The organism is Paenibacillus sp. DS2015 (genome assembly GCF_050433705.1).
GTDB lineage: Bacteria > Bacillota > Bacilli > Paenibacillales > Paenibacillaceae > Paenibacillus_AQ.
Genome location: NZ_JBNPWS010000004.1, coordinates 83691 through 97714 on the forward strand (window position 1 = coordinate 83691; position 14024 = coordinate 97714).

At 40.1% G+C, this 14024-nt stretch carries 14 protein-coding genes and 1 pseudogene; 7 read left to right on the forward strand and 8 right to left on the reverse strand.

Features of this window, described 5'->3' with window-relative positions; translation table 11 throughout:
- The first annotated feature begins 12 nt into the window (after positions 1–12).
- Together mtnK and mtnA are read left to right on the forward strand one after the other, a co-directional pair.
- On the forward strand, positions 13–1251 hold the full coding sequence (gene mtnK / locus J2T13_RS05430; RefSeq protein WP_429369089.1) for an S-methyl-5-thioribose kinase: 1239 nt from the start codon (positions 13–15) through the stop codon (positions 1249–1251).
- Positions 1238–2338, forward strand: coding sequence for an S-methyl-5-thioribose-1-phosphate isomerase (gene mtnA, locus J2T13_RS05435; RefSeq protein WP_429369091.1), 1101 nt, complete (start codon positions 1238–1240; stop codon positions 2336–2338). The genes mtnK and mtnA overlap by 14 nt, the downstream gene beginning before the upstream one ends.
- A gap of 45 nt (positions 2339–2383) precedes the next feature.
- Here the strand turns inward: mtnA and J2T13_RS05440 are convergent, their stop codons facing one another.
- On the reverse strand, positions 2384–2686 hold the full coding sequence (locus tag J2T13_RS05440; protein WP_429369093.1) for a YunC family protein: 303 nt from the start codon (positions 2684–2686) through the stop codon (positions 2384–2386).
- Positions 2687–2880: 194 nt separating this feature from the next.
- Between J2T13_RS05440 and J2T13_RS05445 the strand changes: the two genes are divergently transcribed.
- Positions 2881–3432, forward strand: coding sequence for a hypothetical protein (locus tag J2T13_RS05445; RefSeq protein WP_429369094.1), 552 nt, complete (start codon positions 2881–2883; stop codon positions 3430–3432).
- Between the two features lie 54 nt (positions 3433–3486).
- Here J2T13_RS05445 and J2T13_RS05450 read toward each other — a convergent pair whose 3' ends face one another.
- Positions 3487–3870, reverse strand: a complete 384-nt coding sequence (locus J2T13_RS05450) for a DUF423 domain-containing protein (protein ID WP_429369096.1) — start codon at positions 3868–3870, stop codon at positions 3487–3489.
- Between the two features lie 196 nt (positions 3871–4066).
- On the opposite strand from J2T13_RS05450, the gene J2T13_RS05455 reads away from it, so the two are divergent.
- Both J2T13_RS05455 and J2T13_RS05460 read left to right on the forward strand, forming a co-directional pair.
- Positions 4067–4519 carry a hypothetical protein gene (locus J2T13_RS05455; protein ID WP_429369098.1) on the forward strand — a complete coding sequence of 151 codons (453 nt, stop codon included), beginning with the start codon at positions 4067–4069 and terminating at the stop codon, positions 4517–4519.
- 16 nt (positions 4520–4535) lie between these two features.
- On the forward strand, positions 4536–5387 hold the full coding sequence (locus J2T13_RS05460) for a DegV family protein (protein WP_429369100.1): 852 nt from the start codon (positions 4536–4538) through the stop codon (positions 5385–5387).
- 9 nt (positions 5388–5396) lie between these two features.
- Here J2T13_RS05460 and J2T13_RS05465 read toward each other — a convergent pair whose 3' ends face one another.
- Positions 5397–5792 (reverse strand): response regulator, encoded by a 396-nt coding sequence (locus J2T13_RS05465; protein WP_429369102.1) that lies wholly within the window; start codon positions 5790–5792, stop codon positions 5397–5399.
- 219 nt (positions 5793–6011) lie between these two features.
- Positions 6012–6692, reverse strand: coding sequence for a DUF2294 domain-containing protein (locus tag J2T13_RS05470; protein ID WP_429369104.1), 681 nt, complete (start codon positions 6690–6692; stop codon positions 6012–6014).
- A 547-nt stretch (positions 6693–7239) separates the two neighbouring features.
- Between J2T13_RS05470 and yhbH the strand changes: the two genes are divergently transcribed.
- Positions 7240–8397, forward strand: a complete 1158-nt coding sequence (yhbH, locus tag J2T13_RS05475) for a sporulation protein YhbH (protein WP_429369106.1) — start codon at positions 7240–7242, stop codon at positions 8395–8397.
- Between the two features lie 94 nt (positions 8398–8491).
- On the opposite strand, the gene J2T13_RS05480 is transcribed toward yhbH, so the two are convergent.
- Complete coding sequence (locus tag J2T13_RS05480) at positions 8492–9148, reverse strand: deoxynucleoside kinase (RefSeq protein WP_429369108.1); 657 nt, start codon at positions 9146–9148, stop codon at positions 8492–8494.
- Positions 9148–9765 (reverse strand): deoxynucleoside kinase, encoded by a 618-nt coding sequence (locus J2T13_RS05485; RefSeq protein ID WP_429369110.1) that lies wholly within the window; start codon positions 9763–9765, stop codon positions 9148–9150. Before J2T13_RS05485 ends, J2T13_RS05480 begins: the two co-directional genes overlap by 1 nt.
- A gap of 292 nt (positions 9766–10057) precedes the next feature.
- Here J2T13_RS05485 and J2T13_RS05490 point away from each other — a divergent pair.
- A pseudogene (locus J2T13_RS05490) lies at positions 10058–10876 on the forward strand (SpoVR family protein); the annotation flags it as partial.
- A gap of 262 nt (positions 10877–11138) precedes the next feature.
- Here the strand turns inward: J2T13_RS05490 and J2T13_RS05495 are convergent.
- The gene (locus J2T13_RS05495; protein WP_429369111.1) at positions 11139–12542 is read right to left on the reverse strand and encodes a restriction endonuclease subunit S; all 1404 of its coding nucleotides are present in this window, start codon (positions 12540–12542) and stop codon (positions 11139–11141) included.
- The gene (locus tag J2T13_RS05500; RefSeq protein ID WP_429369113.1) at positions 12535–14022 is read right to left on the reverse strand and encodes an N-6 DNA methylase; all 1488 of its coding nucleotides are present in this window, start codon (positions 14020–14022) and stop codon (positions 12535–12537) included. The genes J2T13_RS05495 and J2T13_RS05500 overlap by 8 nt, the downstream gene beginning before the upstream one ends.
- Between the last annotated feature and the right edge of the window lie 2 nt (positions 14023–14024).

Here is a 14024-nt window from a genome sequence, read left to right on the forward strand (position 1 = left end):
GAGGTGACTTTTTTGTCCACTTATCACCCATTAACTGTTAATGAAGCAATTACCTATGCCCAGACACTATCCGGATACTTTGATAATGCTGCTACCCTTCAATGTTCCGAAATTGGAGATGGAAATCTTAATTTAGTATTTCACATTACAGACCCAGTAAACCATAAGAGTATCATTATCAAACAAGCCCTTCCTTATGCGAAAGTCGTAGGAGAATCTTGGCCGTTATCACTGGATCGTGCTCGTATTGAACGCGAGGCCCTGATTAAACAGCATCAATTATGTCCTGATCTTGTCCCTGAGGTCTATGCCTATGATGAATCCATGGCCATTACAGTGATGGAGGATCTTAGCGATCATGTCATCATGCGCAAGGGTCTACTTGAGGGAAATGAATATCCACTGTTCACAGAACATATAGGTAGGTTTCTTGCTAACACATTATTCTATACATCCGATCTCAACATGAATCCACAGCAAAAAAAACAACAAGTTAAAATTTTCACAAACCCAGATCTGTGCAAAATAACGGAGGATCTCATCTTTGAAGATCCCTATCAGCTATCCGACAACAACAATTATGCTGACAGCATAGCTGACGAGGCATTTGCCCTACGTGAAGACCAAGCTCTTCATCTTGAAGTAGCTCTTCTTCGCCAGAAGTTTCTAAGCCAGACACAAGCGCTTCTTCATGGAGATTTACACACCGGTAGTATCTTTGTAACACAGGAGTCTACGAAGGTCATTGATCCCGAATTCGCCTATTATGGTCCAATGGGATTTGATATCGGTGCGATCATTGCTAATTTACTCCTAAATTACACTGCCCAACCTGGTTGGATTAAAGATGAAGTTGCTCTTCAAGAAAAACAATCCTCCCTGCTACTTATGGTAGAGAAGACTTGGAATTCATTTGAATCACACTTTCGTACACTTTGGAACAAAGATGTACAAGATGTGATGGCTAAAACTCCTGGTTATCAAGATATATATGTTGCCCAGATTCTAAAAGATACCGTTGGTTTTGCAGGTTGCAAAATCATTCGGCGTATCGTGGGACTATCCCACGTCGTTGATATCGACAACATCAGTAACGATACAGCACGTGAGACGGCTCAGCGTAAAGCATTGTCTATAGGTAAACAGCTCGTTCTTAGCAATCGAAATATCAATTCTATTCAAGACCTAATTCTAATCGCTAAGAGTACATCTCAAGTTACAACAGAAGGAGTTACTCATGAGTTCAAATAACCAAACAAATTCACAACAACCCTTATCGTCTCTTCAATGGGGCGAAGATCATCTAATTCTTCTAGACCAACGTCTTCTTCCTGATTCCATTATTATGTTGAATTTATATACAGCCGAAGAGGTATGGGATGCTATCCATACGATGAAAGTCCGAGGCGCGCCGGCGATCGGAATTGCGGCAGCCTATGGTATTGTCCTTGGTGCACGAAACATTAGCACTAACAACAATGACATCGATCTCAAAGCCTGGCTGAATCACATTATAGAGGTTAGTCGTTATCTAGCTACTTCTCGGCCTACAGCAGTAAACCTGTTCTGGGCACTTGATCGTATGAAAGACAAGGCGACTTCGCTTGTGCAGGAAGGACATGGGATACTCCAGCTCAATGAGTTGCTGCTATCTGAAGCTCATGCTATACAAACAGAAGATGAAGAGGTCTGTCGACTTATTGGAGAACACGCTCTTCCCCTCTTTCACGATGGTATGGGAGTATTAACACACTGCAATGCCGGTGGATTAGCCACAGCCAAATACGGTACGGCTCTTGCTCCTATGTATCTTGCACATGAACAAGGGATTCATTTGAAAGTGTATGCTGATGAGACTCGCCCAGTCCTTCAGGGCGCACGACTCACAGCGTTTGAGCTTCAACAAGCAGGTATTGATGTCACACTCATCTGCGATAACATGGCCGGTATGGTCATGAATAAAGGTTGGATTCAAGCTGTCATTGTCGGCACGGACCGCGTAGCTGCCAATGGCGATGTTGCTAACAAAATAGGTACCTATAGTGTAGCTGTTCTAGCTAAAGCGCACGGTATTCCATTCTATGTCGCTTGCCCGCTCTCCACGATTGATTTATTGACAGCGACAGGTGATGATATTCCAATTGAAGAGAGACCCGCGGAAGAAATTACGGAAGGTTTCGGCAAAAGAACGGCTCCCGAGGGAATAAAAGTATATAATCCTGCATTTGATGTCACCCCTAATGAATATGTAACAGCTATTATTACTGAAAAGGGAATCATCAGAGCCCCTTTCCGACAAAATTTAGCAGCCATATTTACAGATACTCAAACTTCATAAAAATTAAAAAGACCAATTCAAATGAATTGGTCTTTTTAAAAAAAATCATAACATTCTCAATAGTGCATCTTTACCTAACATGCCCGTTGTGATCCCTAACTTCTCAGCTTCCAAAGTAATGGATTCAAGTGGCGCATCAAGTAAATCCTGAAGAGTTCTTACGCCTACAGCTCTGCCTGCAATAATCTGTCGGTCAGCAAGCTTCTCATTCAATAGATTCACATCTAAAGCACCACACATAATATACCCCTTTGAAGTATTGATAGTCAGTAATGTTGTTTTGGGTAGTTTCACTTCGACTCCAACCAATGTCTGATCTTCGATAACAATAGGTACAATATTGATCATAGCCTGGCACCTCCTGATGTTCTACATAACATTATTCATATTCGGGACAAAATGCATTGGTGCGAAAGTTATTTTGCGAAATATGTCGAATAATTTAAAGGAAACGCTAGTCCTACGCCGAAAGGACTATTTTTTATTCCAGTTTAATGGTATAGTTTATTTGCTGTTGAACATTTCACTAAGCTGGGGGAATTATGAATAATAAACAAGGAAATGAAGATAGCGGTTACTTATTCAATGTGGATATACTGATTAAAGAACAATCAAATGCGATAGCCTTGCAATTATTGCTAGAAATGATCAACAAAAATGAAGATGTACTTGATTTTCGAGTAAAATCTGGCATAGAGCTTGGAGAAATCATCGAAAGTCTGATTCAAACCAAGAAAAAATCAATAATTTCTAAAAATAATTTAAAGCCTAAACCTATCAGCAGTGAAAAGAAGGCTTTCAAAGCGCCTATCCCTATAATAGAAAACCAACCTAAAGTTAACGCAGCGATAGTTCCTTCGACTGTAGAATCATCCTCAATGTATACTGATGATCCTACAGAGTGGATTAAGCTTTGTATTCAAGACAATCGTTTAGTTCGTATGACCACGAATCTACAGGGGCAAATTAAGAGTATTCCATGTCGAATATTAAACTACGATCAAGAACATCAATTAATTAATGTTTATCATGTGGACGAAAAGCAAGTATACTCCTTCATGCTCAACGAAATTATTGAATTTGATACCCGGTAGAACAGTAAAAGAGGACCCTAGGGTCCTCTTTTCATATTAACTATTTATATACTTTCAACTATGTTTATCTCGACGAAATACATCTGCCATGAAATAAAGCCAACCAATAATGAAGGCAACCCCACCCAATGGAGTGATCGCACCCAACATTGTAATCCCACTAATGCTCAATACGTAAAGACTACCTGAAAACAATATGACCCCAACCATAAACATCCAACCTGCTACATTGAGTTTCTTAGACTCACCCCATTGTCCTGCAGCCAATCCGACTAGAATTAATGCTATTCCGTGGATCATATGATAATGAACACCCGTCTCATATATCTCTAACGCATCCTGACCGATTCTAGATTCCAATAAATGGGCTCCGAAAGCACCTATAGCTACTGAAAGAGCCATTAAAACTGTTCCCCATTGAATAAATGTACGTTGCACAGCAATTTATCCCCTTTCCAAACTTATCTGACAACTTCTGTACCATATACTAACTCATACGCTTCAAGTTTGCCAACACCTTGGAATCTAAGTACATTATTAATGAACAACCCTTGATTTTTATATCCAAATATGGAAGAGTATTAATTAGAATTGTGAATATCAAGAATTGAGTATGTATAAGGAGAGATAGAATATGGATTCACATGAGTCACACGATATACAACAACAACCTTATGTAGAGAATGAACATTTTAATCCAACGTTGAGTTTCCAACCTCCGCTTCAATTGAAACATTCAGGACCCGGAATTGCCTCTCTTATTATTAGTCTTGTTAGCTTGTTAGGGTATATCGTAATTGTGGCCGTCGCCGGTGCTATCATTGGTCCTTATTTAGATTCTAGTGGTACAGGTTTTGTTGGGTCCCCTACTCGTGACCTGGTTACGAACCTAACCACTTTAGGTATCATTCTTATTGTAATGTTACTTAGTAATCTCGTGGGTACTCTATTAGGTATTATTGGTGTATCACTAAAGAACAGAAAGAAAGTATTAGCTATTATGGGTTTAATCCTGAATAGTATCATTCTTGTTATTATTGCAGCATTCTTCGTGATCAGTGTTATTTCCGCAACCGCAACAACATAAGACTAGGGAGGGTATCATGCCAAAGATTAAGATATTTGCTGACAGTACTTGCGATCTACCTAGTGATTGGATACATAAATATGACATTGATATTATTCCACTCTATGTCGTTTTTGGAGATGAGTCTCTACGAGATGGTATCGATATTACACCAACACAGCTCTACCAAAGAGTGTCTGAAACTGGAAACCTACCGAAGACTGCTGCACCCTCTCCTACTGATTTCCTGACGGCTTTTACGCCATATATAGACCAAGGAGATCAGATTTTGTATATTTGTCTTTCTTCTGAATTATCCTCAACCTATCAGAATGCATGCATTGCAGTCGAGGAATTACCAGAAGGAAGCATCGCCATATTTGATTCACTCAACTTATCTTCAGGTATCGGATTATTGATTATGAAAGCGGTTCATGCTGCCCAAGCCGGTCGCACCTTAGATGAGATTGTAAATCTATTACATGCTGTGAGACCTACAATAGAATCGGAGTTTGTCATTGATACACTAGAATATTTACACAAAGGTGGACGCTGTTCCGGTATGCAGAACTTCATCGGAAGCCTCCTGAAAATTCGTCCAATTATTAAAGTGTCTAACGGTCTCATGATACCTGCCAATAGAGTGCGAGGTAAACGCGAGAAGGCTGTTGAGCAGTTACTTCTAAATGTACTTGAGAAAAAAGAACAGATAGATACTGATCTCATCTTTGTCGCTCATTCCCTTGCTGAGAAAGATGCTCTTGTATTACAAACTTCCTTACAGCAACAGACGGGTGCTACAGTCGCATTAGCAACAGCTGGGTGTGTTATTTCTAGTCACTGCGGACCTCATACGATCGGGATTATGTATAGTAAAAATATCCTATAATCTCTTTATTTAAATATTCATATCTTCATTGTTTACAGAGATGAACTGTTCAATCATTTGCGTAAACCTTTTTATATTAATTGGCTTCGTAATGTATTGCTTAAATCCCGCATTCAGACCCTTCTCAATATCTGTCTTCATAGCAAATGAACTCACAGCGATAACGGGGATATGCTTCGTTCGCTCATGCTTCTGTAAATATTGCAGTGCTTCATACCCATGTATTCCAGGTAACTGAATATCCATAATGATAACAATGGGTTGTTCTCGTATGGCGATTTCAATCCCAAGTTCTGCAGTTTCTGCCTCCAATAATTCGACATGGGATATTCTTTTGAAGATATGATGCATTAGAATCATGTTGATCGAATTATCCTCCACACACAATATTTTATATGTACTCATAGCTTCCCCTCTCTATAATAAAAACTAAAAAGCCAAAGAAAGAGCATATCTGCTCCTTCTTTGGCTTATGTTCAGCTCATTTCTCAATGTCTGACTCATTTCCACCTATTGGTATGAGATTGCATCTCCAGTTTTAAACGAAGAACGTGTGTATAACCAACTTTATACAATAACCCATATTATATCGTATTATGGCTAAGCTTTATATGTTTATTTTCTCTAAGAAAAAGTATATGTGATCACACTTTTATCACGTTCAAAGTCCCAATCCACATATATATCAGTTACTTCTTTCCCAACTACAAGGCCCAAATTCGTATCTTCTTCAATATATTTCTTCTCCATTTTTCTTTTGGTTGTTCGGAGTGTCTGCTCAAATCCTAAGCCAATCAGTTCTTTTTCAATAATAATTAAAATTCCTTCTCGTACAATAATTAATGTTTTGGGATTAACCCACCATGAGTAAATGCGCTCTGGCTCTTTTTGAACCTTTCCTGTCACCTTAATAATTTGTCTATGCACTTCATCCATACCCTCATAATGATTAGAACTATGTTTATGTTCAGCCAACAATCCAACAATCACACCCGACGCGTTATGTATTCCCCAATCGTAATATAATTCTTCAATTCGAATGCCTAGTTCATTATTAAAATAAGCTGACAGTTCCGGCAGCAGTGACTTCATAAGTAATTCCCTTGTATATCTAAAAGCCTGCTCTTCTTCCTTACTTAGTAAAAATTTCTCAACAGGCCCGATAAAATTTCTAATGTGTATCGTAATACATTCTTTATTAAGCGAGACATTGACCGATTCAGGTCCTTTTCCAAAACGATCTCTAAGTAATCTTCCCGTGTAACTCGAGATCTGATTTATTTGTTCTATTGATGTTGTAATCATGGTCATTCCTCCGATAGGTAGTTTTATTAATACAATGAACTAAAGACCCACCTTATTATGAAAACAGAGATCAACACCTGTCCTTTCATACATGGTTTCAAAAAGGACTGAGAACAAACACATCCGTTTGTTCTCAGTCCTTCAGTTCAATTATCAATAGGAAATCGAATAATCTAGGGTTCGTTCTGATCATTCTTAACCGCTATATAAAGGAGTTGAAACTTTCGTCCTAACATTTGACGCAATTATTGACCACTGTCAATCACAGTACCGTGAACCTCTTCATCTATGGCACCCCAAGAACAAACAGTTAAACATCGTGAAATCCTTTCACAATCACTAAAGCTTGGGTGAATGTGTTCTATCAACGCCACACAAAGAGGGTCTCCGATCATGAAGGAGCCCTCTTTTGGATCTCGAAAATTTCATGCAATCCATTATTCCTCTAATTAATTCTCTTTCACCATCACATATCGTCCCTCCACATGAATATACTTTACAACAGACTATACTGTGCCGAGCACATACCATAACGGAGGTGCCTAACATGCCGGAATCACGCTATCCATATAGCTTCGTCGTATCAAAAGAAGACTGGTCCCTGCACCGCAAAGGGTACCAAGATCAAGTCCGTCATCAGCAAAAGGTGCGCGATGTGATTAAGCAGAATCTGCCTGATCTGATTACCGAAGAGAATATCATCATGTCTGACGGTAAACAAATTATTAAGGTGCCCATCCGAAGTCTGGACGAATATCGCTTTGTGTATAATTATCAGAAGCAAAAACACGTTGGGCAGGGGGATGGAGACAGCCAAGTTGGAGATATACTCGGACGCGACCCCGCCCAAAAGCCAGGCAAAGGTGGCGAGAAACCTGGCGACCAACCCGGACAGGATATTATGGAAGCTGAAGTGAGTATTGAAGACGTGGAAGATATGCTGTTCGAACAGATGGAGCTTCCTAATTTAAAACAGAAGGAAAAGGACCAGATTGAGACGACCACCGTTATTTTTAATGATGTACGCAAGAAAGGCATGATGTCCAATCTCGATAAAAAAAGAACCATTCTAGAGAACTTACGCCGAAATGCTTCAGCGGGCGATCCCGGTATTCATGGCATTAACCCCGATGATCTTAGATACAAAACATGGGAAGATGTAGTGACTCCTGATTCCAACGCTGTCATCATCGCTATGATGGATACGTCAGGCTCCATGGGTTCATTCGAGAAATACTGTGCTCGTAGCTTCTTTTTCTGGATGACTCGGTTCCTCCGGCGTCAATATGAGAAGGTTGAAATTGTATTCGTCGCTCACCATACAGAAGCTAAAGAGGTAACTGAAGAGGAGTTTTTCAATCGTGGCGAGAGTGGGGGTACGATCTGTTCATCCGCTTATCAGAAGGCTCTTGATATCATTGATCAACGCTTCCCTCCTACAAGATATAACATCTACCCCTTTCACTTCTCTGACGGAGACAATTTAACTTCGGATAACGACCGGTGCGTGAAGTTGATCGGTGAGCTTTTGAAGGTATGTAATATGTTCGGTTATGGTGAAGTCAACCAATATAATCGTAGTAGCACTCTCATGTCATCCTATCGAAATATTAAGCTCGACCCCTTCATGTATTATGTCATTAAAGAAAAAGGTGAGGTATACCAAGCCTTAAAAACTTTTTTTCGTAAACGTGAAGAGGCATAATTACGCTCCTGCCGCATGATTAAAGCCCTTAGCACTCCTATTGGGAGGACCAAGGGCTTAATTCGTACTGTAGCGTAATCCAGACTCCATTTCCTTATGAATGGCACACATTCTTCTGGGTAATTGCCTTACTGATTTTCTCAATAATATGGTCCATAGAATCAGAATTATGAACATCATACTCATCAATATTTAGCCGCAGCACAGGACATGCCGTGAAATCAGTTATCCAAGTTGAATACCTGCCATGCATATGTTCCCAATAAGACGGATCAGTCTGAATTTCCATCTCACGTCCGCGCTCATGAATACGGGTAAGAATGGAGGGCAGACTCCCTTCAAGATAGACAAGCACATCCGGATGTGGAAAATACGGCGTCATCACCATAGCCTCGAACAGGCTTGTGTACGTCTCATAATCTGTTTTAGACATGGTTCCTTGATCTGCATGCATCTTTGCGAAAATACCGGTGTCTTCATAAATAGAACGGTCTTGAACAAATCCGCCCCCTGCTTCAAAAATACCCTTTTGTTCTTTAAATCGTTCGGCTAAGAAATAAATCTGTAAATGAAAACTCCATCTTTCAAAATCATGATAAAATTTCTCCAGATAAGGGTTATGATCGACTTGTTCCAACGATGTCCTAAAGCCAAGACGTTTGGCTAATTCAGCTGTTAATGTAGACTTCCCGACCCCAACTGTTCCAGCTACCGTGATCAGCGCATTGGGAGGTATGTTGTATTTATTCATTAAATGAACTCCTTTACATTTGAAGCAATTTGCATGAACTGCTCTCTATTCTCGACAAAATCAATTAAATTTCCGTCGATGGTTATCATCGTTATGGAATCATCTTGTGCCAGCAATGTCATCGCATCATCATAATCTTCCACTAATTGCTGCAAGTAAGCTGTATCCATCGTCTGTTCAAAGGAGCGTCCGCGTTTCTTAATCCGCTGTAACAACGTCTCTAAATCCGCCTTAATATAGAGGATAATATTGGGTTTGGGTAAATCATCTGTGAGCAGATGGTAGATCTGACGATATTTGTCCCTTTTAACCCCTTTTAGTGTTCGTTCAGAGAAAATAAGATTTTTATAAATATGATAATCGGAAATAACCGGCTTGTCCTGATCAATATACTGCGATCTAGTATCTTCAAGCTGCTTGTAGCGATTGCAGAGAAAGAACATTTCCGTCTGGAAGCTCCATTCATCTATATTGTCATAAAATTTATCAAGAAATGGATTAGCCTCGACAATCTCTTTAATGATCGGGATATTTAATTCATCAGATAGCATCGAAGCGAGTGTTGTTTTCCCTGCTCCGATCGGACCTTCAACGGCAATAAACGATCCTTGTTTCATTTCTTTCCTCCTGTACAGCATTCTCTTCTGTTTAACTTTCTTCCGTTTAACAAACCACAACATATTGTAACACATGCGTAATATCTCAACGAGGGAAATTCCTGTGAACATAGATAAAACAGACTAACCTTAGTCGGTGAAGGAGCGGCATGAGATCATGATCAGTATCACACCGAGGCTGTTTCTCATCAGGAGATGGGATTGAAATCCCTATATTCTCTTCACATAACCCATCTACTCTTACATATATATGATAAGAAGCATTTTGAATTCAATAAAATGGGGGGATCACATGCATCAGGATGAGGTGGCGGGTCTAGAGCGCGCCATTGCAGAAATTACGGAGATTGCTGTGCAATTTGGTCTAGATTTCTATCCCATGAGATATGAAATTTGTCCCGCAGACATCATTTATACCTTCGGAGCCTACGGTATGCCAACACGCTTTAGCCATTGGAGTTTCGGTAAAACCTTTCACAAAATGAAGATGCAGTATGACTTCGGCCTCAGCAAAATTTATGAGCTTGTTATCAATTCAAATCCCTGCTATGCCTTTCTTCTAGATGGTAACTCTTTAATTCAGAATAAACTCATTGTCGCCCACGTACTCGCACACTGTGATTTTTTCAAGAATAACGCTCGCTTCTCAGCTTCTAATCGCAATATGCTAGAGAGTATGTCGGCTACAGCATAACGGATTAGTCGTTATGAAATGGAACATGGGACCGAGGCAGTCGAGTCTTTCATAGATGCCGTTCTTGGCATTCAAGAGCATGTCGATCCACAGATCATTAAACCACAGCGCCTTGATAAACAACGGTATATAGAGAGAAAAATTCGAGAGCAACGCGATCCCCGTCAGTCTACTACCGCTCCTGGTGAGTATGATGATATATGGAAGATTGATGAACCTCAAGAATCTCATGTCAAAAAAACATTGGCAGAATTACCATTTCCACCTGAGCCAGAAAAGGATATCGTCTGGTTTATTCAGGAGTACTCGGAAATTCTCGAAGAGTGGCAACGGGATATTATGAGTATGCTTCGAGATGAAATGTTATATTTTTGGTCCCAAATGAAAACGAAGATCATGAACGAAGGCTGGGCTTCGGTCAGCTAAGGTGCTTAAATTCTGGGACAAAAAAAGGCTCACTTGGGAGCCGGTTGAAGTGATTCAATATTTAAGATTGCGTTCATCGCGTCGTGCTTGAACGAAGTGATAACGAATCTCTCACCCTTATCCTGCACCTTATAGGACACGATATACCGATCCAAGATGTAAAAGTAAGTGTTGCGGTATTCACGCGAAGGTAAAATCGTGTCCATGATGGGAAGCAGCTTAGTTGGAAGTTTTTATAGCAGAATAACCCGTGCTATGCGCGGGTTATTCTGTGGTCTAGTAATTCATTAAAACTAATTTTTTCACTAATATCGTTAGTTCCTAAGTCTCCACGAAAAGCCTTATTCAAGATGGAATTAACAAGGATGTCCAAATGAGATTCAAAAGAAATAAGAGCAGAGATATTATTCTCTTTCGAAAAAATTTCATCTAGATAACTTACAATTGCCAACTGCTCTTCAATTGGAGGAAGTGGGATAGTAAAGTTCGCAATTAATGAAGCACTTAGATTTTCTTGATTACCACCTTGAGCTATTTTTCTGAAACGGTGGTACCCCTCCATAAAATAATAAAACAAGAATTTGGGATCAACATTTTCATTAGGTAACAATGCGCAGACTGCTTGATTACAAGCAGAAATCTTGCGAAGAATCGCTGCTCGGCCTCTTGTTAATCCTTGCCCGTACATAGCGACTAATACAGTGTTTTCAGGAAGTAACTTGGCAGAGCTATTTTTTATTGCGTCTTCTGATATTTTCTCTTCGCAATCAAAAATGTCATTCCATTTTATCTCGCCTGTTTTAACCCAAGGAATATCCCCATTATAATATTCTGCATTTGTCCGGCTTGGAGTACCCCCTGAGGTTATTTTCAAGATTTCCCCAAGCTTGTACCAATTCCATGAACCATGAACCTCAAAAGGTAGTTCTTCATAAGTCAATGGTTTTAATTTCGAAGAAATTGAATTTATTTCTACGGCACTAACCTCTTTATTTTCTTCCCGCCACTTCTTCGTCAATTCCCCTCTAAAACCCTTATCCAAAATTGCCGCTCGACGAAGTTCAAATGTTTCTTTGGCTTCTTCGATTAATTGTTTGGCTTGATTGATTTTATTCAAGAACCCTTCAACTTTATCGGCAATTCGTACTTGTTCATTAACTGGTGGAAGTGGAAAAGGTAGATTTCCGATAACCTTAGGCGATACACGAGGTAAATTAATACCATTACTATTCATATTGGCATATTCAATAACATGATTTAAACTAAAATATAAATCCAGTAATTTGGATAATACCCCATTTTCATTACGGAAAACCAATATATCTGTCGAAGCTACCCCGTTAAAATTCACAAAAGCATGTTTATTTAAATATGGCCGAAGTTTACCGTACAATACATCTCCTTCTTTAAAAACAACCTTCTTACTTTTTAAATCCTCTGAGTCTCCACGCTTGACTATACCCCCACCTTTTTTCAGATGTTCTAAGCCGATATACGTTTCAGTTCCTGTCGGATCAATCTGTTCATTTACTTGCTTAAAAATAGAATCCAATCTTACCCATAACCAATTCTCAGGAACCCTATAAGGCTGCTCCTCCTCAGGCACCAGCACCTCTTGCAGTAACTCCTCAGCCGTTTTTCCTTTATTCTTACTCATGCTTATATTCACCACGCGCTTCTGCAACCTGCAATAAATCCTGTCGATCTCTAGCAGCATACTCTGGCTTGTTTTCAACCGCCTTAAGCTCCGCCACAACCTCCAGAAGCAATGTCATCGCTTCATCCAGCTTAGCAATGGCTTCTTCCGCCGATTCAATTGGATCTGGTAAATTATCGTAAGCAGACAATGAATCATCCGCGATCAAACCAATATCCAAACTATCTTCCTTATTTCTGATATCCTCGCGTGAGAACATGTTAAATCTTTCATCCTGCACACTACCCCGATCCTCAGCCCTGTAAGCCTCCACAAACGCATCAAAATGTGTCGAAGTCAAAGGTGTACGTTTTCCGAATTTCGGCATATTTGTACGCAGGTCATACACCCAAACATTTTTGGTGTTGTCCTTGTCCGCTTTCTCACGACTGAAGAACAACACGTTGGTTTTTACCCCTTGGGCATAAAAAATACCCGTAGGCAAACGCAGAATTGTATGCAGATTGCATTTGTCCATCAAGTCAGCACGAATCTTCGCTCCAACTCCACCTTCAAATAACACGTTGTCAGGTAGAACAACGGCAGCACGGGCTTTCCCGTTTGCCCTTAGCGCCCGATAAATATGCTGCAAGAAGTTCAATTGCTTATTGGATGTCGTAAATGTTAAGTCATCACGAGTGAGTCCTTCTCCGCCTTGTTTGGTACCAAACGGTGGGTTGGTCATGATTACATCGTAATTCTTCAAGCCTTTCCCGAGATCGGAAAGTGTGTCCCCAAGCATGATCTCCCCATGAAGATCATGGAGCATCGCATTCATCATCGCCAAGCGGTGAGTGTCTTTAACTAACTCTACCCCTGTAAAAGCTTCATTTCTTTGGAATTCCGCTTTCTTCTCTCCAAGGTCGAAATATTCATCCGTCTTACTGCGAATGTGTCTATCCGCTGCAATCATAAAACCAAACGTGCCTGCGGCAGGGTCATTACAGCGTTCACCTGGCTGTGGATCAACCAGCTTCACGATTACATCTATCAATGGACGCGGTGTGAAATATTGACCAGCCCCTGATTTGGTTTCACTCGCATTCTTCTCTAGCAATCCCTCATAAAGGTCCCCAAGACCTTCTTCCTTGGCGGAATACCAATCGAGTTGATCAATGGAACGCACGATTTTTTCCAGATTCTTAGGTTCATCGATATTAGAGCTGGCATTCATATAAATCTGCTTAATAATCTCGTTGCCCTCTTTGCCAAGATCAAGTAGCAGTTGGCGATAATGATTAGTTAATTCTAAGCCGTGACGTTCCTTTAACGAATCCCAGCGATATTGCTCAGGCAGAATACCCTCGTTGTCTGTCTCCTTCATCATTTTAAGAAAAAGAAGGTACGTTAATTCTGTTACATATTGGTGATACGTGATGCCATCATCACGCAGTACATTACACAGGTTCCAAAGCTTCTGTACAATTTCCTGATTTCTCATTT

Coding starts and splice junctions, on each gene's coding strand:
- J2T13_RS05455 (WP_429369098.1), top strand. CDS start 4,067: ATGGATTCACATGAGTCACACGATATACAACAACAACCTTATGTAGAG.
- J2T13_RS05445 (WP_429369094.1), top strand. CDS start 2,881: ATGAATAATAAACAAGGAAATGAAGATAGCGGTTACTTATTCAATGTG.
- J2T13_RS05460 (WP_429369100.1), top strand. CDS start 4,536: ATGCCAAAGATTAAGATATTTGCTGACAGTACTTGCGATCTACCTAGT.
- J2T13_RS05465 (WP_429369102.1), bottom strand. CDS start 5,792: ATGAGTACATATAAAATATTGTGTGTGGAGGATAATTCGATCAACATG.
- J2T13_RS05485 (WP_429369110.1), bottom strand. CDS start 9,765: ATGAAACAAGGATCGTTTATTGCCGTTGAAGGTCCGATCGGAGCAGGG.
- J2T13_RS05470 (WP_429369104.1), bottom strand. CDS start 6,692: ATGATTACAACATCAATAGAACAAATAAATCAGATCTCGAGTTACACG.
- J2T13_RS05440 (WP_429369093.1), bottom strand. CDS start 2,686: ATGATCAATATTGTACCTATTGTTATCGAAGATCAGACATTGGTTGGA.
- mtnA (WP_429369091.1), top strand. CDS start 1,238: ATGAGTTCAAATAACCAAACAAATTCACAACAACCCTTATCGTCTCTT.
- J2T13_RS05480 (WP_429369108.1), bottom strand. CDS start 9,148: ATGAATAAATACAACATACCTCCCAATGCGCTGATCACGGTAGCTGGA.
- yhbH (WP_429369106.1), top strand. CDS start 7,240: ATGCCGGAATCACGCTATCCATATAGCTTCGTCGTATCAAAAGAAGAC.
- J2T13_RS05495 (WP_429369111.1), bottom strand. CDS start 12,542: ATGAGTAAGAATAAAGGAAAAACGGCTGAGGAGTTACTGCAAGAGGTG.
- J2T13_RS05500 (WP_429369113.1), bottom strand. CDS start 14,022: ATGAGAAATCAGGAAATTGTACAGAAGCTTTGGAACCTGTGTAATGTA.